17 protein-coding genes are annotated in these 18,030 nt (G+C 70.9%); 11 read left to right on the top strand and 6 right to left on the bottom strand.

Annotated elements, in window-relative coordinates:
* Positions 1–87: 87 nt before the first annotated feature.
* The gene (locus RYJ27_RS10825) at positions 88–1,362 is read left to right on the top strand and encodes an ABC transporter substrate-binding protein (RefSeq protein WP_330170313.1); all 1,275 of its coding nucleotides are present in this window, start codon (positions 88–90) and stop codon (positions 1,360–1,362) included.
* A 272-nt stretch (positions 1,363–1,634) separates the two neighbouring features.
* Positions 1,635–2,561, top strand: coding sequence for a hypothetical protein (locus RYJ27_RS10820; protein WP_330170312.1), 927 nt, complete (start codon positions 1,635–1,637; stop codon positions 2,559–2,561).
* A gap of 44 nt (positions 2,562–2,605) precedes the next feature.
* Here RYJ27_RS10820 and RYJ27_RS10815 read toward each other — a convergent pair whose 3' ends face one another.
* From RYJ27_RS10815 to RYJ27_RS10800, 4 genes are read right to left on the bottom strand one after another with little or no spacing between them, the layout of a single operon-like run.
* Positions 2,606–3,343, bottom strand: a complete 738-nt coding sequence (locus tag RYJ27_RS10815; protein WP_330170311.1) for an ABC transporter ATP-binding protein — start codon at positions 3,341–3,343, stop codon at positions 2,606–2,608.
* Positions 3,340–4,344 (bottom strand): ABC transporter ATP-binding protein, encoded by a 1,005-nt coding sequence (locus RYJ27_RS10810; RefSeq protein ID WP_422732836.1) that lies wholly within the window; start codon positions 4,342–4,344, stop codon positions 3,340–3,342. The genes RYJ27_RS10815 and RYJ27_RS10810 overlap by 4 nt, the downstream gene beginning before the upstream one ends.
* Positions 4,334–5,314 carry a branched-chain amino acid ABC transporter permease gene (locus RYJ27_RS10805; protein ID WP_330170310.1) on the bottom strand — a complete coding sequence of 327 codons (981 nt, stop codon included), beginning with the start codon at positions 5,312–5,314 and terminating at the stop codon, positions 4,334–4,336. Before RYJ27_RS10805 ends, RYJ27_RS10810 begins: the two co-directional genes overlap by 11 nt.
* Before the next feature lie 5 nt (positions 5,315–5,319).
* Positions 5,320–6,636, bottom strand: a complete 1,317-nt coding sequence (locus tag RYJ27_RS10800) for a branched-chain amino acid ABC transporter permease (RefSeq protein WP_330170309.1) — start codon at positions 6,634–6,636, stop codon at positions 5,320–5,322.
* A 251-nt stretch (positions 6,637–6,887) separates the two neighbouring features.
* Between RYJ27_RS10800 and guaB the strand changes: the two genes are divergently transcribed.
* The 6 genes from guaB to guaA all read left to right on the top strand — a co-directional run bounded on the left by guaB (position 6,888) and on the right by guaA (position 13,319).
* Positions 6,888–8,390: an IMP dehydrogenase gene (gene guaB / locus RYJ27_RS10795; protein WP_330170308.1), complete on the top strand. Its 1,503-nt coding sequence runs from the start codon at positions 6,888–6,890 to the stop codon at positions 8,388–8,390.
* A gap of 20 nt (positions 8,391–8,410) precedes the next feature.
* Entirely contained in the window at positions 8,411–9,034 is a 624-nt protein-coding gene (locus RYJ27_RS10790) for a TMEM175 family protein (RefSeq protein WP_330170307.1), read from the top strand.
* A gap of 124 nt (positions 9,035–9,158) precedes the next feature.
* Positions 9,159–10,277, top strand: a complete 1,119-nt coding sequence (locus RYJ27_RS10785) for a GuaB3 family IMP dehydrogenase-related protein (RefSeq protein ID WP_330172049.1) — start codon at positions 9,159–9,161, stop codon at positions 10,275–10,277.
* Entirely contained in the window at positions 10,274–11,140 is an 867-nt protein-coding gene (locus RYJ27_RS10780) for an SURF1 family protein (protein ID WP_330170306.1), read from the top strand. Before RYJ27_RS10785 ends, RYJ27_RS10780 begins: the two co-directional genes overlap by 4 nt.
* A 68-nt stretch (positions 11,141–11,208) precedes the next feature.
* Positions 11,209–11,739, top strand: coding sequence for a DUF3817 domain-containing protein (locus RYJ27_RS10775; protein ID WP_330170305.1), 531 nt, complete (start codon positions 11,209–11,211; stop codon positions 11,737–11,739).
* Complete coding sequence (gene guaA / locus RYJ27_RS10770) at positions 11,736–13,319, top strand: glutamine-hydrolyzing GMP synthase (RefSeq protein WP_330170304.1); 1,584 nt, start codon at positions 11,736–11,738, stop codon at positions 13,317–13,319. The genes RYJ27_RS10775 and guaA overlap by 4 nt, the downstream gene beginning before the upstream one ends.
* 230 nt (positions 13,320–13,549) lie before the next feature.
* Here guaA and RYJ27_RS10765 read toward each other — a convergent pair whose 3' ends face one another.
* On the bottom strand, positions 13,550–14,470 hold the full coding sequence (locus RYJ27_RS10765; RefSeq protein ID WP_330170303.1) for a Bax inhibitor-1/YccA family protein: 921 nt from the start codon (positions 14,468–14,470) through the stop codon (positions 13,550–13,552).
* A gap of 160 nt (positions 14,471–14,630) precedes the next feature.
* On the opposite strand from RYJ27_RS10765, the gene RYJ27_RS10760 reads away from it, so the two are divergent.
* On the top strand, positions 14,631–15,629 hold the full coding sequence (locus RYJ27_RS10760) for a glycerophosphodiester phosphodiesterase family protein (protein WP_330170302.1): 999 nt from the start codon (positions 14,631–14,633) through the stop codon (positions 15,627–15,629).
* A gap of 184 nt (positions 15,630–15,813) precedes the next feature.
* Positions 15,814–15,936 carry a hypothetical protein gene (locus tag RYJ27_RS10755; RefSeq protein ID WP_330170301.1) on the top strand — a complete coding sequence of 41 codons (123 nt, stop codon included), beginning with the start codon at positions 15,814–15,816 and terminating at the stop codon, positions 15,934–15,936.
* Between the two features lie 18 nt (positions 15,937–15,954).
* On the opposite strand, the gene chrA is transcribed toward RYJ27_RS10755, so the two are convergent.
* The gene (gene chrA, locus RYJ27_RS10750; protein WP_330170300.1) at positions 15,955–17,172 is read right to left on the bottom strand and encodes a chromate efflux transporter; all 1,218 of its coding nucleotides are present in this window, start codon (positions 17,170–17,172) and stop codon (positions 15,955–15,957) included.
* Positions 17,173–17,267: 95 nt separating this feature from the next.
* On the opposite strand from chrA, the gene RYJ27_RS10745 reads away from it, so the two are divergent.
* Positions 17,268–18,014 carry a formylglycine-generating enzyme family protein gene (locus RYJ27_RS10745; RefSeq protein WP_330170299.1) on the top strand — a complete coding sequence of 249 codons (747 nt, stop codon included), beginning with the start codon at positions 17,268–17,270 and terminating at the stop codon, positions 18,012–18,014.
* Positions 18,015–18,030: the final 16 nt, after the last annotated feature.

The following is an 18,030-nucleotide window of genomic DNA, read 5'->3' as shown; positions in this document are numbered from 1 at the left end:
CGTTGGAACGCGGGTCCCGCGCTTAGGGTGAGATCCACGAGGTCGGCGCCAGGGCCGGCCCAGCGTTCGTTTACAGCAAGGAGCACTATGAGCGTCTTCTCCCGTTCGCGCGGAAAGGTCGTCGGTGGCATCGCCGTCGTCGGCGTCGGCGCGCTCTTCCTCGCGGGTTGTGCCGGCAGCGGCGGCGACACCGAATCGTCCGCCCCGGCAGCCGAAGCCGGAGAGGAGATGACCCTCACGATCGGAACGGCACTGCCCCAGACGGGCAACCTCGCCTTCCTCGGCCCGCCGGAGGAGGCCGGTGTGGCCTACGCGACGGCCCAGATCAACGAGGCCACGGCCGACACGGGCCTGACCCTCGACGTCATCTACGGCGACTCGGGCGACACCGACAACAAGGCCTACGAGACCGAGATCCCGCGTCTGCTCGGTGAGGGCGTGTCCGCCATCATCGGCGCCGCGTCGTCGGGCACCTCGCTGCAGTTCATCGACCAGGTCGTGGGTGCCGGCGTCATCCAGTTCTCGCCCGCCAACACCTCGGACGTGTTCACGACCTACGACGACAACGGGCTGTACTTCCGCACGGCGCCCTCGGACGTCCTGCAGGGCGAGGTGCTCGGAAACCTCATCGCCGAGGACGGCAACCAGACGCTCGGCATGATCGTGCTGAACGACTCGTACGGGACCGGTCTCGCCGGCTACGTCACCGAGGCCTTCGAGGCCGCGGGCGGCGAGGTCGTCGCGGCGCCCACCTACAACACGGGTGACACGTCGTTCGACGCTCAGATCAGCGAGGTCGTCGCGGCCGCCCCCGACGCGATCGCGCTGATCACGTTCGAGGAGGTCACGACGATCCTGCCGAGCCTGTTCGGTCAGATCCCCAGCGACAAGCTCTACTTCGTCGACGGCAACCTGTCGAACTTCGGCGATCAGTTCCCCGCGGGCTCGCTCACGGGCGCGAAGGGCACGCTGCCGGGTCTGACGATCGACTCCATCGCCGCCTTCACGGATGAGCTGGACGCGTTCCTGGAGGCCGAGGGCATCGCCGCGCTCGAGGAGTACAGCTACGCGGCCGAGTCCTACGACGCCACTATCCTGCTGGCGCTCGCCTCGCTCGCGGCCGGCTCGACCGACAGCGCCGCGATCGCGGAGAAGCTCGTCGAGGTCTCCGGCGGCTCCGGCGACGGAGAGTCCTGCTCCAGCTACGCGGAGTGCGCCGAGATCATCCTCGGCGGCGGCGTCGCCGACTACGACGGCGTCTCCGGTCCGATCACCTTCGACGAGGTCGGCGACCCGACCGAGGCGTCGATCGGCATCTACGAGTTCGGCGACGACAACACCTACGCGGCCTACGAGGGCTGATCCCTCCACCCGCAACGGCAGCGGCCCCGGTTCTTCGGAAGCGGGGCCGCTGTTTGTCGGTGGCGGCGGCTCAGGGGCGGCGCAGCGTGACAACACTCCGGACGCTTTCGCCGCGTCGGCGGGGCTGCAGGGCTGGGAGAGCCCGTGCGGCGCGAGACCTCCGGAGTATTGTCCCGAACCGGCCCTCCTCCCCGCTCCCGTGATCCGGGCCGCCGTCCCCGGATGACGTCACCGCGGCGTCCGGGCCCGCGGTTGCCGCGGAGGCTGGGGCGATGCTCGCGCTGGATCCCGATCGCGTCTACTGCCACGCCGACCTGAAGGCGCAGGGTCTCTCGCAGGCCCGCATCGCCGCGATGGTGCGGGGTGAGCGGCTGCTGCGGCCGCGGCAGGGCCTCTATCTGAGCCCCGCGTCCTCGGCCTCGGCCACGACCGCAGCCGCGGCCGGGGGACGTCTCGCGTGCACGAGCCTGCTCGCGGAGCGCGGGGTCTTCGTCCTCGACCGCGGCGACGTGCACGTTCAGGTGCCGCCACACACGACCCGCCTGCGACCGACACCCGGTGTGCGCCTCCACTGGGCCCCGCTGCGCCGAACTCCGCCCCCGCGATCGCTCCGCGTGGAGGTGTTCGATGCGCTGCTCCAAGCCACGATCTGCCAGACGCCTCGGGCGGCGATCGCCACTCTCGACAGCGCCGTGAACCTCGGACTCGTCGACGAGGAGGGCCTGGACGAGTTGTTCCGGCTCGTTCCCCGGCGGCGTCGCGGTCTGCGCGCACTCGTGGACGGCCGGTGCGAGTCGGGGCCGGAGACATTTGTCCGCCTCCTCCTCCGCGCTCTGGGGCTGAGCTTCGAGTGCCAGGTCTGGATCGACGGCGTCGGCCGCGTCGACTTCGTCGTCGAGGGGTGGCTCGTCATCCAATGCGACAGCCGTGCACACCATGGAGGATGGCAAGCGCAGGTCGCGGATCGGCGGCGGGACCTCGCTCTGGCCGCGCGCGGCTACGCCAGCATCCGCCCGGTGGCGGCGGACATCTTCGCCGATGCGCCCGCGCTCGGCCGGGTCATCGTCGCCATGCTCCAGAAGATCGGTCCCCGGACGGACAACACTCCGGCAGCACCGGCGCGTCGGGCCCGATCACGTCGCATGGGGGCTGATCCGCGGCGTCCTTCCGGAATGTTGTCCAGCACCGGGAACGGCTGATGACCGGATGCCCGGATTCGGGTCGTCGGCCTGCTGACGCGCCGTCAGGCGCCGAGGGTGCCCAGGTACAGCTCGGTGACCTTCGGGTCGGCCAGCAGCTCGCGCCCCGTGCCGGTGTAGGCGTCGCGGCCCTGGTCGAGCACATAGCCCCGGTCGCAGATCTGCAGGCAGCGCCGCGCGTTCTGCTCGACCATGATGCAGGTCACGCCGGCCTTGTTGATCTCCGAGACGCGGATGAACGCCTCGTCCTGGCGAACGGGGGACAGGCCCGCAGACGGCTCGTCGAGGAGTAGGACCTTGGGGTCCATCATGAGCGCACGGCTCATCGCCACCATCTGGCGTTCGCCGCCCGAGAGCGAGCCCGCCCTCTGCTTCAGACGGGCGCCGAGCTCGGCGAAGATCCCGGTGACGAACTCGAGCCGCTCCTTGTAGGCGGACGGGCGCTGGTACAGGCCCATCTGCAGGTTCTCCTCGATCGTGAGGGTCGGGAAGACGTTGTTCGTCTGCGGGATGAAGCCGACCCCCCGCTGCACGAGCTTGTTGGCCTTGAGCCCCGTGATGTCGTCACCCTCGAGCGTGATCGAGCCGCTGCGGACGTTGACCTGGCCGAAGATCGCCTTCAGGAGGGTGGACTTGCCCGCCCCGTTGGGGCCGATGATGCCGATCAGTTCACCCTTCTCGGCGGTCAGCGAGCACCCGTTGAGGATGTTCACCCCGGGCAGGTAGCCGGCGTGGACGTCCGCGACGTGGACGACGGTGCGGGTGGCGACGGGGGTGCTCACGGGTTCTGCTCCTTCTCGTCCTCGGCGATGCCGTCGGCGACGAGCGCCTCGGCGCTCGCGGCTCGGGATGCCGCGGCATCCGTCGTGGGGTCGGCGTCCGCCGTCTGGATCCTGCCGGTGACGACGCCCAGGTCGAGCTCCTGATGCGCGCCCAGGTAGGCGTCGATCACGGCGGGGTTGCGCATGACGGTGTGCGGATCGCCCTCGGCGACCACGCGTCCCTCCGCCATGACGACCACCCAGTCGGCGATGTGCCGCACCATGTGCATGTCGTGCTCGACGAAGAGCACCGTCATCCCCTCGTCCTTCAGATCGAGGATGTGGTCGAGCAGCGACTCCGTGAGGGCGGGGTTGACCCCGGCCATCGGCTCGTCGAGCATGACGAGGGTCGGCTGGGTCATGAGCGAGCGGGCCATCTCCAGCAGCTTCCGCTGGCCGCCCGAGAGGCTCGCGGCGAAGTCGGAGGCCTTCGTGTCGAGCTTGAACTTCGCGAGCAGGCGCATCGCGCGCTCCTCGATCCCCGTGTCCTGTTTGCGCCAGACGGCGGGGATCATGCTCTGCCAGAACCTCTCGCCGCGCTGGCCGGTGGCGCCGAGCTTCATGTTCTCGAGAACGGTCAGAAGGCCCAGCGCCTTGGTCAGCTGGAACGTCCGTACGAGCCCCAGGCGGGCCACCTTGTACGCGGGCACGCCCGAGAGGGAGCGGCCGTCGAACGACCACGACCCGGCGTCGGGCCTGTCGAACCCCGTCAGGAGGTTGAAGAGCGTGGTCTTGCCGGCCCCGTTCGGCCCGATGAGCGCCGTGATGGCACCTCGGGGGATCTCGAGGTGCTCGACGTCGACCGCGGTCACGCCGCCGAAGGTGCGGCGCACCCCGTCGGCGATGATGATCGGGTCGACCTTGGCCACGCCGGGGGCGGCCTCGCCGACGTGGAGGCCCGTCGTCTTCGCGCGGGCGGTGGGTGCGGTGGGGGCCCCGGCCCCCTGTGCGTCACTTGACAAAGGTCAGCTCCTTCTTGTTGCCGAGGATGCCCTGCGGCATGAAGATCACGAGCAGCATGAGCGCGACGCCCACGAGGATGTAGCGGAGGGTTGCCGCCTGGATCGCCGACATCCCGAACAGCAGGCCGGCCGATGCCATGGCGGGCAGGACGTTCGCCAGGAACGTCTGCAGAACCCAGAAGATGAGAGATCCGAGGAGCGGGCCGAACACGGTGGCCGCGCCGCCCAGCAGGAGGGCCGTCCACACGAAGAACGTCAGCGACGTCACGTACACGCCCGGGCTCACGGCCGAGGGCAGAGCGTAGACGATGCCGCCCGCGGCGGCGATGACCCCGCCGAGGACGAGCGACTGCATCTTGTAGGCGTAGACGTTCTTCCCGAGCGATCGCACGGCATCCTCGTCCTCGCGGACGCCCTTGAGCACGCGCCCCCACGGGCTGCGCATGAGCATCCAGACGACGAGCGCGGCGATCAGGAGCGTCAGGATGCCCATGATGCGCACCCACCACTGGGTCTCGTTGTACGTCCACGGACCGAACCCGTAGGTGCCCTGCGGCAGAGGGTTGGCGGCCCGGAAGCTCGAGTGGTACCCGCTCAGCCCGTCGGCGGATCCGGTGACGTCGTCGAACGCGGTCGTGAGGAACAGCAGCCGCACCACTTCCGCCGCGGCGATCGTGACGATCGCCAGGTAGTCGCCGCGCAGGCGCAGCGTGGGGATGCCGAGGATCACGGCGAAGATCGCCGACGCGACGAGGCCCGCGAGCGCCGCCACCCACCACTCGAGCCCGAACGTGAGCACGCCGATCGCATAGCCGTAGGCCCCGATGGCCATGAACCCGGCGATGCCCATGTTGATCAGGCCCGTGTAGCCGAAGTGCACCGCCAGGCCGAGGGCGGCGAGCGCGTAGCCGATCGTGGCGGGGCTGAGGATCGACGAGGCCGAGTTGGAGAGGATCTGTAGCCAGTCCATGGTGCTTAACCGATCCTTTCCCGGCGACCGAGGATGCCCTGCGGTCGGAACAGCAGGATGACGATGAGGATGAACAGCGCGCTGGCGTACTTGAGGTCGGCCGGGATCCACAGGCTCGACACCTCGACCAGGAGCCCCACGATCAGCGCGCCCACGAGCGCGCCGTACGCGGTTCCGAGGCCGCCGAGGATGACGGCGGAGAACATCAGCAGCAGCACCTGCGCGCCCATGTCCCACCGGATGCCGGGGCGGAAGTAGGCGTACAGGATGCCGGAGAGCCCCGCGAGGCCCCCCGCAACGACCCACACCACCCGCACGACGAAGTCGACATCGATGCCGGATGCCGCGGCGAGCGAGGGGTTGTCGGAGATGGCGCGCGTGGCCTTGCCCAGCCGGGACCGCGTGAGCCAGAGCGCGAAAGCGACGATGACGACGATGCAGATCGCGATCGAGATCATGTCGATCACGCTGAGCTGGACCGAACCGAAGAGATTGATCCGCGGTGGCGCGGAGTACGGCAGCTGGAGGGTTCCACCGCCGATGAAGAACTGGAAGATGTAGCGGAGGGTCAGCGACAGGCCGATGGAGACGATCATGAGCTGCACGACGCCGACTCTTCGCCTTCGCAGCGGTCGCCACAGGATCATGTCGAGCACGAGCCCGAGACCCGCGCTCAGGACGATCGCGAGCGGGAAGCCGAGCCAGAGCGGCAGCGCGAGACTCGCGGGCCCGACGAGCAGGAGGGCGGCGATGGCGCCGAAGGTGACCATCTCGCCGTGCGCGAAGTTGGAGATCCCCGTCGTGCCGAAGACGAGGGACAGACCGACCGCCGCGAGCCCGAGCATGAGGCCGAAGCTCAGGCCCTGCACGACGCGCTGGACGAACTGGTCGAAGAAGCTCGTGACGTTGCGCTCGCCCTCGCCGATGAAGAAGTTGACGGTGACGCGGCCGCCCGCGCCCATCTCGACCTCCTTCTCGTTGGGCGAGTCGTCGGCCTCGTCGACGACGGCGATGCCCTCGGGCAGCGTGTCCTCGTCGAGGGTGACGGTGTAGGTCTCGCCGCGTTCGGGGACGCCGACCCGCCACTGACCGTTCTCGTCGGTCTCGACCTCCTGCTCGCCGCCGGGGCCCTCGACGGTCAGTCGCACCCCTTCCAGCGGCTCCCCGTCCAGCTGGACGTTGCCGCTGATGCGGTACGGGTCGTCTTCCGCCGCGGTCGCCGGCCCGATGGGGACGAGGAGAAGCGCGATGAGCGAGGCGGCGAGCACCCCGAGCAGCACGAGGATGCGCGGAGCGCGCCCTGCGGCGTGCGCGTCTGTCATGGGCCTCACTGAACCTCCAAAGAAGGGGTCTCGCCACCATGCGACGACGATGTTCGTCGGCTGTGACGAACACCGTATGAGCGTAATGTGTCGAGGGTGTTTCGACGGCAGATCGGGCGAAACATTCCCCCCGGCGAGACCGAATCGCAATCGACGCGGGACGGGATTCCGCGGCGTGCGCGCACGGGAATTCTGCAGGCCCGCCGGACGTAGAATTCTGTGAGCCCCACCCCGCCGCAGGAGGACCGCGCATGGACCACAACGACCCGTTCGGCTTCGTCGGACTGACCTACGACGATGTCCTGCTGCTGCCGGGCCACACGGACGTCATCCCGAGCGAGGCCGACACCTCCTCGCGGGTGACCCGCCGCATCACGGTGGCGACACCGCTGGTCTCGAGCGCGATGGACACCGTGACCGAGGCGCGCATGGCGATCGCCATCGCGCGCGAGGGCGGCCTCGGCATCCTGCACCGCAATCTCTCGATCGAAGAGCAGGCGGCCCAGGTCGATCGGGTCAAGCGCAGCGAGTCGGGCATGATCTCCGACCCCATAACGACGCACCCGACGGCGACGATCGAGGAGGTCGACGCGCTGTGCGCGCAGTACCGAATCTCCGGTCTGCCGGTCGTCGACGACGACGGGCGCCTGCTCGGCATCGTCACGAACCGCGACATGCGCTTCGTGTCGGGATTCGAGCGGCAGTCCACGCTCGTGCGCGACGTGATGACGAGCGAGGGCCTCATCACGGGGCCCGTGGGGATCAGTGCGAACGACGTCATCGCGACGTTCGCCAAGCACCGCGTCGAGAAGCTGCCCCTCATCGACGACGAGGGCAGGCTCGCCGGGCTCATCACGATCAAGGACTTCGACAAGAGCGAGAAGTACCCCCTCGCCACGAAGGACGAGCACGGACGCCTGCGCGTGGGCGCCGCGATCGGCTTCTTCGGCGACGCGTGGCAGCGGGCCGAGGCCCTGCGCGACGCGGGCGTCGACGTGCTGGTCGTCGACACCGCCAACGGCCAGTCCGCGGGCGTCATCGACATCGTCCGTCGCATCAAGGCCGACCCCACGTTCGCGCACATCGACGTCATCGGCGGCAACGTCGCGACGCGGGCGGGCGCGCAGGCGCTCATCGACGCCGGGGTGGATGCCGTGAAGGTCGGCGTCGGGCCGGGATCGATCTGCACCACCCGCGTCGTCGCGGGCGTGGGGGTGCCGCAGGTGACGGCGGTCTACGAGGCATCCCTCGCGGCCCGTCCCGCCGGCGTCCCGGTGATCGCCGACGGCGGCCTGCAGTACTCCGGCGACATCGCCAAGGCCCTCGTCGCGGGCGCCGACACCGTCATGCTCGGCTCGCTGCTGGCGGGCACCGACGAGTCGCCGGGCGAGATCGTCTTCCAGGGCGGCAAGCAGTTCAAGCAGTACCGGGGCATGGGTTCGCTCGGTGCGCTGCAGACCCGCGGCAAGAAGACCTCGTACTCGAAGGACCGGTACTTCCAGGCCGACGTCCCCACCGACGACAAGCTCATCCCCGAGGGCATCGAGGGCCAGGTCGCGTACCGCGGACCGGTCGGCGCCGTCGCCTACCAGCTCGTGGGCGGCCTGCGGCAGTCGATGTTCTACGTCGGCGCGCGCACGATCGAGGAGCTCAAGGAGAAGGGCAAGTTCGTGCGCATCACGTCGGCGGGGCTGAAGGAGTCGCACCCGCACGACGTGCAGATCGTTGTCGAGGCGCCCAACTACAAGAAGTAGGCCGTCGCTACGCTGGGCGCATGATCCGGCGGCGACGGCATGCGGCGGCAACGCAGAGCACGACGCGTCTCGAGGCGTTCACCGACGGGGTGTTCGCCATCGCGGCGACCCTCCTCGTCCTCGACTTGACGACGTACGGCCTCGGCCCGATCTCGTCGGATGCCGACATGTGGGCCGCGCTCGCCGGAATGGGCGAGCTGTTCCTCAACTTCGCGCTGAGCTTCCTCCTGCTGTGCCTGCTGTGGATGACGCACGTGCAGCAGTTCGAGCACGTCGCGCGCATCGACGCGACGGTCGTCTGGCTGAACAATGGCCGCCTTCTCTTCATCGTGCTCGTGCCGTTCGCGACGAGCCTCACGACGGAGTACTCCGAGTGGCTGGCGGGCAGGCTCCTCATGCCCGTCGCGTTCTTCCTCGCGATCCTCTGCAGCTACCTGCAGTGGGTGTGGGCGGTGCGCCACCGCGAGACGATGCTCCCCGATCTGTCGGACCGGGATGCGAGCGCCTACGGCCGCGGGGCGCTCAGCGCTCTGGTGATCTCGGCGGGCGTCGTGCTCCTCGCCCCGTTCATCGGCTCCCTCGCGTTCGCGCTCTTCCTGCTCGACCCCGTGGGGACGACGCTCTTCCGCGGAAAGGGCGACTGAGCGGCATCCCTCGCCTCGTCGTCCGCCCGGCTCGCTCGCGGGTGGCGAGGGAGGGGCGGATGCCGTGGGCAGCGCCCCGGCCCGGGGACCCGTCGGGGGCAGCCGGTAGGCTGGGGTCGTGAGCATGGAGATCGAGATCGGCCGCGCCAAGCGCGCCCGCCGCGCGTACACGTTCGACGACATCGCCGTCGTGCCCTCGCGCCGCACCCGCAATCCCGAAGACGTCTCCACCGCGTGGTCGATCGACGCGTACCAGTTCGGCATCCCGGTGCTCGGGGCCCCGATGGATTCGGTCGTGAGCCCGCGCACCGCCATCATGCTCGGTCAGCTCGGCGGCCTCGGGGTGCTCGACCTCGAGGGGCTGTGGACCCGCTACGACGACCCGGAGCCGCTGCTCGCCGAGATCGCCGGGCTCGACTCGGTCGACGCCACGCGCCGCATGCAGGAGCTGTACTCGGAGCCGATCAAGCCCGAGCTCGTGCGCGACCGCCTCGCCGAGATCCGCGCCGCCGGCGTCACGGTCGCCGGCTCGCTCACGCCCCAGCGCACGCAGGAACTCTACGAGACCGTCGTCGCGGCGGGCGTCGACCTCTTCGTCATCCGCGGCACGACCGTCTCGGCCGAGCACGTCTCGAGCGTCGACGAGCCGCTCAACCTCAAGAAGTTCATCTACGACCTCGATGTGCCGGTCATCGTCGGCGGCGCGGGCACGTACACGGCGGCCCTGCACCTCATGCGCACGGGAGCGGCCGGCGTGCTCGTCGGGTTCGGCGGGGGAGCGGCGTCGACGACCCGCGTCACCCTCGGCATCCACGCCCCCATGGCCACGGCCGTCGCCGACGTCGCCGGCGCTCGCCGCGACTACCTCGACGAGTCGGGCGGGCGCTACGTGCACGTCATCGCCGACGGCGGCGTGGGCACCTCGGGCGACATCGTCAAGGCGCTCGCCATGGGCGCCGACGCCGTCATGCTCGGTGTCGCGCTCGCGCGCGCGACCGACGCCCCCGGCCTCGGGTACCACTGGGGGCCCGAGGCGCACCACTCCAAGCTTCCCCGCGGTCGCCGTGTGAAGGTCGACCAGGTCGGCCCGCTCGAGGAGATCCTCTACGGCCCGGCGCCGGTCGCCGACGGCACGGCGAACCTCATCGGGGCGCTGCGCAAGTCGATGGCGACGACCGGGTACTCCGACCTCAAGGAGTTCCAGCGCGTCGACGTCGTGGTCGCCCCCTACGGGCAGGGATGAGCTCCCCGCCCACCGTGTCCGACACCCCGCCGACCCCGCCGGGCGACGCGCAGGTCTTCCCGCCCACGCTCCGGGAGGTCATGCTGCGGCCGCAGTGGCTGCTCATGCTGGGACTGTGTCTGGTCGTCGCGGGCGTCTTCGCGTGGCTCGGTCAGTGGCAGCTCGACCGGGCGATCGACAGCGACCCGCCCCCGCCGGGCCAGACCGAGCAGGTCCGTCCGCTGGCCGACGTCGTCGAACCGGGGCAGTATCTTGCCGAGCCGCTCGTGGGGCAGCGCGTCGAGACCGTCGGCGCATGGGTCCCGGGCGACTTCGTCGTCGTGTCGTCGCGCTTCAACGACGGCGAGGAGGGGTACTGGGTGACCGGCCAGCTCCGCATCGCGGACGCCGCGCAGCCCACCTCCCTCGCCGTCGCGATCGGGTGGGCCGCCAGCCGTGACGACGCGGATGCCGCGGCGGCCGAGCTGCAGCGCGCGGCCGAGACGGGAGCCGCCGATCCCGTGACGCTCACCGGGCGCCTCATCTCCGACGAGGGCCCGGGGCTGCCCCCGCGGGGTGCCGCGGCCAGCGAGATGCCGCGCATGTCGCCGGCCGCCCTGCTGAGCGTGTGGCACGACACCGAGGGGCTCGACGTCTACCGGCCGTACCTCGCCGCGGTGGATCCGTCGGCCGCCGGGGAGACCGACCTCGTCGCCATCTCCTCGCCCGCACCCGCGGAGCTGGCGCCGGTCAACTGGCTCAACGTCTTCTACGCCATCGAGTGGGCCGTCTTCGCGGGCTTCGCCTTCTACCTCTGGTATCGCCTCGCCCGCGACGCGTGGGAGAAGGAGGTCGAGGCGCTGGAGGATGCCGCGGCATCCTGAACGCCACAGGCCCCTCGAAGCCCGCGACGCCGCGAGGCGCGCCGGATGCCGCGGGTAGACTGGACGGCATGCCCGAACCCCGCCTCGCGTCGTTCCCGAAGATCCGCGGGGCGCTGAAGTTCTACCAGGTGGCGTCGATCATCACGGGTGTCGGTCTGCTGCTGCTCGTCGCCGAGATGGTGCTGAAGTACACGCCGCTGCACGTGGAGCTCTTCCTCGGCGGCAGCGGAGGGTTCCTGTGGTTCGCGCCGGCGATCGCGGGGCCCGAGTGCCAGTGGTTCTCGCTCTTCTTCCCCGGCAGCGACTGCGAGATGATCTCCACCGGCGACGGGTTCAACCTCTCGCTGTTCATCCTGGTCGCGCACGGCTGGTTCTACGTCGTATACCTCTTCGCGTGCTTCCGCGTGTGGAGCCTCATGCGCTGGGCCTTCCCGCGCTTCCTCCTCCTGGCGCTCGGCGGTGTCGTGCCGCTGCTGTCCTTCTTCCTCGAGGTGCGGGTCGCCCGTCAGGTGCGCTCCTACCTCGCCGAGCGCGAGGCCGCCCCGGCGGCGACGCCCGCGGCATCCACCCCCGCCCCTTCCCCCGAGAGCACCCGGTGACCGAAGCCACAGAGACATCCCAGCGGCCCGTCCTCGTCGTCGACTTCGGCGCGCAGTACGCGCAGCTGATCGCCCGCCGCGTCCGCGAGGCCGGCGTCTACAGCGAGATCGTCCCCCACACCGCATCCGCCGAGGACATCGCGGCGCGCAACCCGGTGGGCCTCATCCTCTCGGGTGGGCCCTCGTCGGTCTACGAGCCCGGCGCCCCCGCGCTCGACCCGGGCGTCTTCGACCTCGACGTGCCGACGCTCGGCATCTGCTACGGCTTCCAGGTGATGGCGCAGGCCCTCGGCGGCGAGGTCGCCAACACCGGGCTGCGCGAGTACGGCGCGACGGATGCCGAGGTTACCGGCTCCGGCGGCGTGCTGCTGCAGGGGCAGCCGGTGTCGCAGAACGTGTGGATGAGCCACGGCGATCAGGTCTCGCGGGCACCCGAGGGCTTCGACGTGCTCGCCTCGACGGCGGCGACGCCGGTGGCGGCCTTCGGCAGCGATGCGCGCCGCATGTACGGCGTGCAGTGGCATCCGGAGGTCAAGCACACCGACCACGGCCAGCGCGTGATCGAGAACTTCCTGCACAGCGCGGCGGGCCTTCCCGCCGACTGGAACAGCGGCAACGTGATCGCCGAGCAGGTGGCGCGCATCCGCGAGCAGGTCGGTTCCGCGCGCGTGATCTGCGGCCTCTCCGGCGGCGTCGACTCCGCCGTCGCCGCCGCGCTCGTCCACGAGGCGGTCGGAGACCAGCTCGTCTGCATCTTCGTCGACCACGGGCTGCTGCGTAAGGGCGAACGCGAGCAGGTCGAGACCGACTACGTCGCCTCGACCGGCGTGCGCCTGGTCACCGTCGACGCGCGGGAGAAGTTCCTCTCGGCGCTCGCGGGCGTCTCCGACCCGGAGCAGAAGCGCAAGATCATCGGGCGCGAGTTCATCCGCGCGTTCGAGGCGGCCGAGAAGGACCTCGTGCGCGAGGCCGCCGCCGACGGTGAGCCCATCCGCTTCCTCGTGCAGGGCACGCTCTACCCCGACGTCGTGGAGTCGGGCGGCGGGGCGGGCGCCGCGAACATCAAGTCGCACCACAACGTGGGCGGCCTCCCGGAAGACCTGCAGTTCGAGCTCGTCGAGCCGCTGCGCACCCTGTTCAAGGACGAGGTGCGTGCGATCGGTCGCGAGCTGGGGCTGCCCGAGGTGATCGTCGGACGACAGCCCTTTCCGGGGCCGGGCCTCGGCATCCGGATCGTCGGTGAGGTTACCGCCGACCGCCTCGAGATCCTGCGTGACGCCGACGCCATCGCCCGCGAGGAGCTGACCCGCGCCGGCCTCGACGCGGAGATCTGGCAGTGCCCCGTCGTGCTGCTGGCGGATGTCCGCTCGGTCGGCGTCCAGGGCGACGGCCGCACCTACGGACACCCGATCGTGCTCCGGCCGGTCTCGTCCGAGGACGCGATGACCGCGGACTGGACGCGCCTGCCCTACGACGTGCTGTCGAAGATCTCGAACCGCATCACGAACGAGGTGCGCGAGGTCAACCGCGTCGTGCTCGACGTCACGTCGAAGCCGCCGGGCACCATCGAGTGGGAGTGACCCGGCGGTAGGTGTCCGCCGCCCTTCGCCGGCTCGGCGGCCGACAACATTCCGGAAGAGTGGCCCGTCCGCGGTGAGGGAACGCCGTCGTTCCGCGGCGGCGTGCGCGCCCGGGCGCGTTGCGCCGGAATGTTGTCGCTCGAGGGGTCCGGGTGGTTCCCCGCGACCCATGCGAAGAGGGGGCCGTCCCGAAGGACGACCCCCTCTCGAGGTTCCGCGGATGCCGCGGGTCAGTCGCTGCCGCGCAGGATCGCGATGATGCGCAGGATCTCGATGTAGAGCCAGACGACGGTCACCATGATGCCGAAGCCGCCCATCCAGGCGAGCTGGCGGGGGGCCCCGTTGCGCACGCCCTGCTGAATCGAGTCGAAGTCCAGCACGAGCGAGTATGCCGCCATGATGACGACGAACACGCCGATGAGGACGCCCCACGGGATGCCGAAAAGCGGGCTCGGCTCGCTGCGCAGGCCGAACGCGCTGTCGGAGACGCCCGTCCACATGAGGACGAGGTTCAGGAGCGAGAAGGCGAGGTAGCCGAACATCGCGATCATGAAGATCTTCGTGGCCTTCTTCGACGCGCGGATCTTGCCGCTGGCGAAGAGGGCGAGGGTCACGCCCACGACGGCGAGCGTCGCGAGCGTCGCCTGCACGACGATGCCCGGGAACTGGAACTCGAAGAACGCCGAGATGCCGCCGACGAAAAGCCCTTCGAGGGCCGCGTAGGCGAAGATCAGGGCGGGACGCACCTTCTTGCGCGACGTGAAGATGATGACCATCGCGAGGACGAAGCCGCCGAGTCCGCCGAGGATCATCGGAAGGACGCTGAGCCCGGTCGCCTGAGCGGGCGAGAGGGCGCCGAGCGTCCAGACCCAACCGACGACGGCCGTCACGACGAGGATGGCGAAGAGGCCGAGGGTCTTGACGACGGTGTCCTCCACCGTCATGCGGTCGGTCTGGTGCGCGCCGGCCGTGGGGGCGGCGTACATGCCTTCGAGCTGGGCGTTGGTCGCGGCATCCGTTGCCGCGCGTGAGCCGGTGGCGAACTGCGTCTGCGCGCCGAGACCGGCGGCCTGCGGGCCACCGGGGTAGCTCTTCACGGCGCGCGGGTCCTGGAACGCCGGGCTGTTGAACGCGGGGTTGTTGAGGGCCATGGCCTCGTCACACTCCAAGTTGTCGGGGTCACAGCTAAGTTGCGCTGTGCATCAACGATATCCGACGGGCGCCCCGCCGTCACGGCATGCGGCTGTGAGGTGACCATGAGGGCCCGGTGCCGCGGCAACCCGTTCATCCGGCGCGGATAGCCTGAACGGCATGCCTCGCCCCCCGCTCGTCATCGGACACCGCGGCGCGCCCGGATATCGGCCCGAGCACTCGCGCTCCTCCTACGATCTCGCGTTCGCGATGGGGGCGGATGCCGTGGAGCCCGACGTCGTGGCCAGCCGGGACGGGGTGCTCGTCGTCCGCCACGAGAACGAGATCTCGGGCACGACGGACGTCGCCGATCGGCCCGAGTTCGCCGGGCGCCGGACGACGAAGACGATCGACGGCGCAAGCCTGACCGGGTGGTTCACGGAGGACTTCACGTGGGAGGAGCTGGCGACTCTGCGCTGCCGCGAGCGTCTTCCCCGGATCAGGCCCGCAAGCGCGAGCTTCGACGACCGGCAGCCGATCCTGCGGCTGTCGGACCTGTTCGACCTCGTGCGGGCGGCGTCGATCGAGCACGGGCGCGAGATCGGCATCGTGCTGGAGATCAAGCACGCGACGTACTTCGAGGGGATCGGCCTCGATCTGGTCCCGCTCGTCGAGGCGGAGGTCGCGCGCTCGGCCGCGGGCATCCCGCTCGTGATCGAGGCCTTCGAGTCGACGGTGCTCGAGCGGCTGAGGCAGCGCGGCGTCCCCGCGACCTTCATCTACCTGATCGGGGCGGGCGGTCGACCCGCCGACCTCGTGGCGACGAGGGGTGCCGACGCTCCGACGTATCGAGACACCGTGACCCCGCGGGGCCTCGACGGGCTCGTCGGCCGCGTGGACGGCATCAGCGTCGACAGGCGCGTCATCCTCGCGCCGAACACGCTCGGGCGCGCAACCGGCCCCACCCGCGTCGTGGCCGACGCGCATCGGCGCGGCCTCCGGGTCTACACCTGGACATGCCGCCCGGAGAATGCGTTCCTCGTCGGCGAGTTCCGCGGCTCGGGCGGACCGAGCGCCTTCGGAGACTACGAGGCGGAGTGGGGCGTGATCCGGGATGCCGGGGTCGACGGCGTCTTCGTCGATCATCCCGATCTCGGAGTCGCGTTCTTCCGGGGGTGACTTCGGCCCGGGCGCGGGGTGCTCGCGGTCGAGATCGGCGTCATCGCCACGCTCGGGGTCGGCCTCTCCGGCATCCTGAACTGTCCGCTCTTCTCCGTGGCGACGACCTACCTCGTCGTCGCCGCCCTCACGATCGGCACCGTCATCGCGTTCGGTCTCGCGGGCGCCGCGGTGCGACCGCACGGTGCCGAGCTGGTTCACCGGGCTCGCGATCCAGCTCGTGCTCGCCGGCGGTGCGCTCTGGTGGGCGGGGATGCGCACGCGAACGCCGGAACGGCGACTTCCCCGCGGCAGCCGCATCGCGTAGCCGCGCCCGGGAGCGCCGTCAGATCACCGCGAGGAGGATGCCGCCGGCGGCGCCCACCAGCACGACGACCCACGCCGGGGCGCGCCACGACACGAGCAGCACGAAGCACACCAGAGCGAGCGCGAACGTGCCGGCGCCGGTGACCGCGGTCGTGAACACGGGGTCGTACAGGGCGGCCGCGAGGATCCCGACGACCGCGGCGTTGGCCCCGCGCTGGAGCGCCCGCGCCGCGGGCCGGGCGCGCAGGCCGTTCCAGAATGGGATCACGCCGACGAGAAGGAGCAGGCCGGGGAGGAAGATCGCGACGAGCGCGACCGCGGCGAGCCCGAGGCCCGCGGCACCGGGCGCAGCCAGGGCACCGAGGTAGGCCGCGAAGGTGAAGAGCGGCCCCGGCATCGCCTGCGCCGCGCCGTAGCCCGCGAGGAACTCGTCGGCGCTCACCCAGCCGCCCGTGACGACCTCCGCCTCGAGCAGGGGCAGCACGACGTGCCCGCCGCCGAAGACGAGGGCGCCCGCGCGTGCGAAGGCGTCGGCGACGTCGAGGGCCGGCGACGAGAGGCTCGCGGCGGCGATCGGCAGGCCGATCAGGGCGACGGCGAGCACACCGAGCGCGATGGCTCCGGCGCGCCGGGAGACGCGCAGGGGGAGGGGCGCGGCATCCGTGTCGATCGCGGACCGGCACAGCCACACCCCCGCGAGGGCGCCGACGACGATCGCGGCCACCTGGCCGAGCGAACCGGCCGCGAACAGCACGATCACCGCCGCGACGACGGCGATGCTCGCACGCCGTGCGTCGGGAGTGAGGCTGCGCGCCATGCCCCACACCGCCTGCGCGACGATCGCGACCGCGACGACCTTGAGGCCCTCGAGGATGCCGGCGCCGACAGCGCCCTCGAAGAGCGACGCCGAGAAGGCGAACGCGACCATCAGGAGCGCCGAGGGCAGGGTGAACGCGAGCCAGGCGGCGAGGGCGCCGCGCGGGCCGGCTCGCAGGAGACCGAGGGCGAAGCCCACCTGGCTCGAGGCGGGGCCCGGAAGGAACTGGCACAGCGCGACGAGGTCGGCGTAGCCGGTGTCGTCCACCCAGCGTCGCCGGGTGACCAGCTCGTCGCGGAAGTAGCCGAGGTGCGCGATCGGCCCGCCGAAGGAGGTGACCCCGAGCCTCAGGAAAACGCGGAAGACCTCGCCGGGAGTCCCCGGCGGGCGCGGCGTCGCGGGGGCGGTCGCGTCTGTCACGGGGTCACCCTAGCGAGTGCGGGTGGCCGGCGGTGGAGCGGACGCGTGAACGGTCGCGGCTCGGCGGCGGGGTCGGTGCGTGCGACACTGGCGCGATGGTCGAGATCGAGATGGCGCGTATCCCCGCCGGCACGATCGTGCTGCATGATGCCCGCACGAAGACGCGGCGATCCGCCGCGCTCGAGCCGTTCGAGATCGCGGTCTACCCCGTGACGCAGGAGCAGCTCGCCGAGATCGTCGGCGTGGAGGCATCCCACCCGCGCCGACCAGCGGTCGAGATGAGCTGGCTGCGGGCGATCCGCTTCTGCAACGCGGCGTCCGACTGGGAGGGCCTCGACCCCGCGTACTCGTTCGAGGGCGAGCAGGTCACCTGGCACGTGGATGCCGACGGCTTCCGCCTGCCGACGGAGGCGGAGTGGGAGTTCGCGTGCCGGGCGGGCTCGGCGGCGGCGCAGTACGGTCCCCTCGCCGAGGTGGCCTGGACCGCGGCGGACGGGCTCAGCGCACCCGCGGACGTCGGCGGCAAGCATCCCAACCTCTTCGGCCTGTTCGACACCCTCGGCAACGTGTGGGAGTGGTGCTGGGACCTGCTCGACCCGGCCCGCTACGACGAGTACCGGGTGTTCCGGGGCGGCGGGTTCGCGGACGACGCGCACAGCGTGCGCGCGGGTGTGCGCCGGGGCGGCCACCCGCGGATGCACCACGACGACGTCGGCCTGCGTGTGGCGCGGGGCGGGTTCGACGGCGCGGACGCCGCGCAGGGGTGGTCGGCCGCCGTCGACGCCGAGCGCGCCGCCGTCGACGCGCCGCTCCCTCCCGGTTGGACGCCGCGCGGACGCTGAGCGGGCCCTGTCCGCG

Origin of the sequence: Microbacterium limosum (assembly GCF_036324365.1) — a bacterium.
Lineage (GTDB): Bacteria > Actinomycetota > Actinomycetes > Actinomycetales > Microbacteriaceae > Microbacterium > Microbacterium limosum.
Note: the sequence above shows the minus strand (reverse complement) of the source record. Positions and strands in the feature narration are given on the sequence as shown.

Coding starts and splice junctions, on each gene's coding strand:
- RYJ27_RS10825 (WP_330170313.1), top strand. CDS start 88: ATGAGCGTCTTCTCCCGTTCGCGCGGAAAGGTCGTCGGTGGCATCGCC.
- RYJ27_RS10820 (WP_330170312.1), top strand. CDS start 1,635: ATGCTCGCGCTGGATCCCGATCGCGTCTACTGCCACGCCGACCTGAAG.
- RYJ27_RS10805 (WP_330170310.1), bottom strand. CDS start 5,314: ATGGACTGGCTACAGATCCTCTCCAACTCGGCCTCGTCGATCCTCAGC.
- RYJ27_RS10800 (WP_330170309.1), bottom strand. CDS start 6,636: ATGACAGACGCGCACGCCGCAGGGCGCGCTCCGCGCATCCTCGTGCTG.
- guaB (WP_330170308.1), top strand. CDS start 6,888: ATGGACCACAACGACCCGTTCGGCTTCGTCGGACTGACCTACGACGAT.
- RYJ27_RS10790 (WP_330170307.1), top strand. CDS start 8,411: ATGATCCGGCGGCGACGGCATGCGGCGGCAACGCAGAGCACGACGCGT.
- RYJ27_RS10785 (WP_330172049.1), top strand. CDS start 9,159: ATGGAGATCGAGATCGGCCGCGCCAAGCGCGCCCGCCGCGCGTACACG.
- RYJ27_RS10780 (WP_330170306.1), top strand. CDS start 10,274: ATGAGCTCCCCGCCCACCGTGTCCGACACCCCGCCGACCCCGCCGGGC.
- RYJ27_RS10775 (WP_330170305.1), top strand. CDS start 11,209: ATGCCCGAACCCCGCCTCGCGTCGTTCCCGAAGATCCGCGGGGCGCTG.
- RYJ27_RS10765 (WP_330170303.1), bottom strand. CDS start 14,470: ATGGCCCTCAACAACCCCGCGTTCAACAGCCCGGCGTTCCAGGACCCG.
- RYJ27_RS10760 (WP_330170302.1), top strand. CDS start 14,631: ATGCCTCGCCCCCCGCTCGTCATCGGACACCGCGGCGCGCCCGGATAT.
- RYJ27_RS10745 (WP_330170299.1), top strand. CDS start 17,268: ATGGTCGAGATCGAGATGGCGCGTATCCCCGCCGGCACGATCGTGCTG.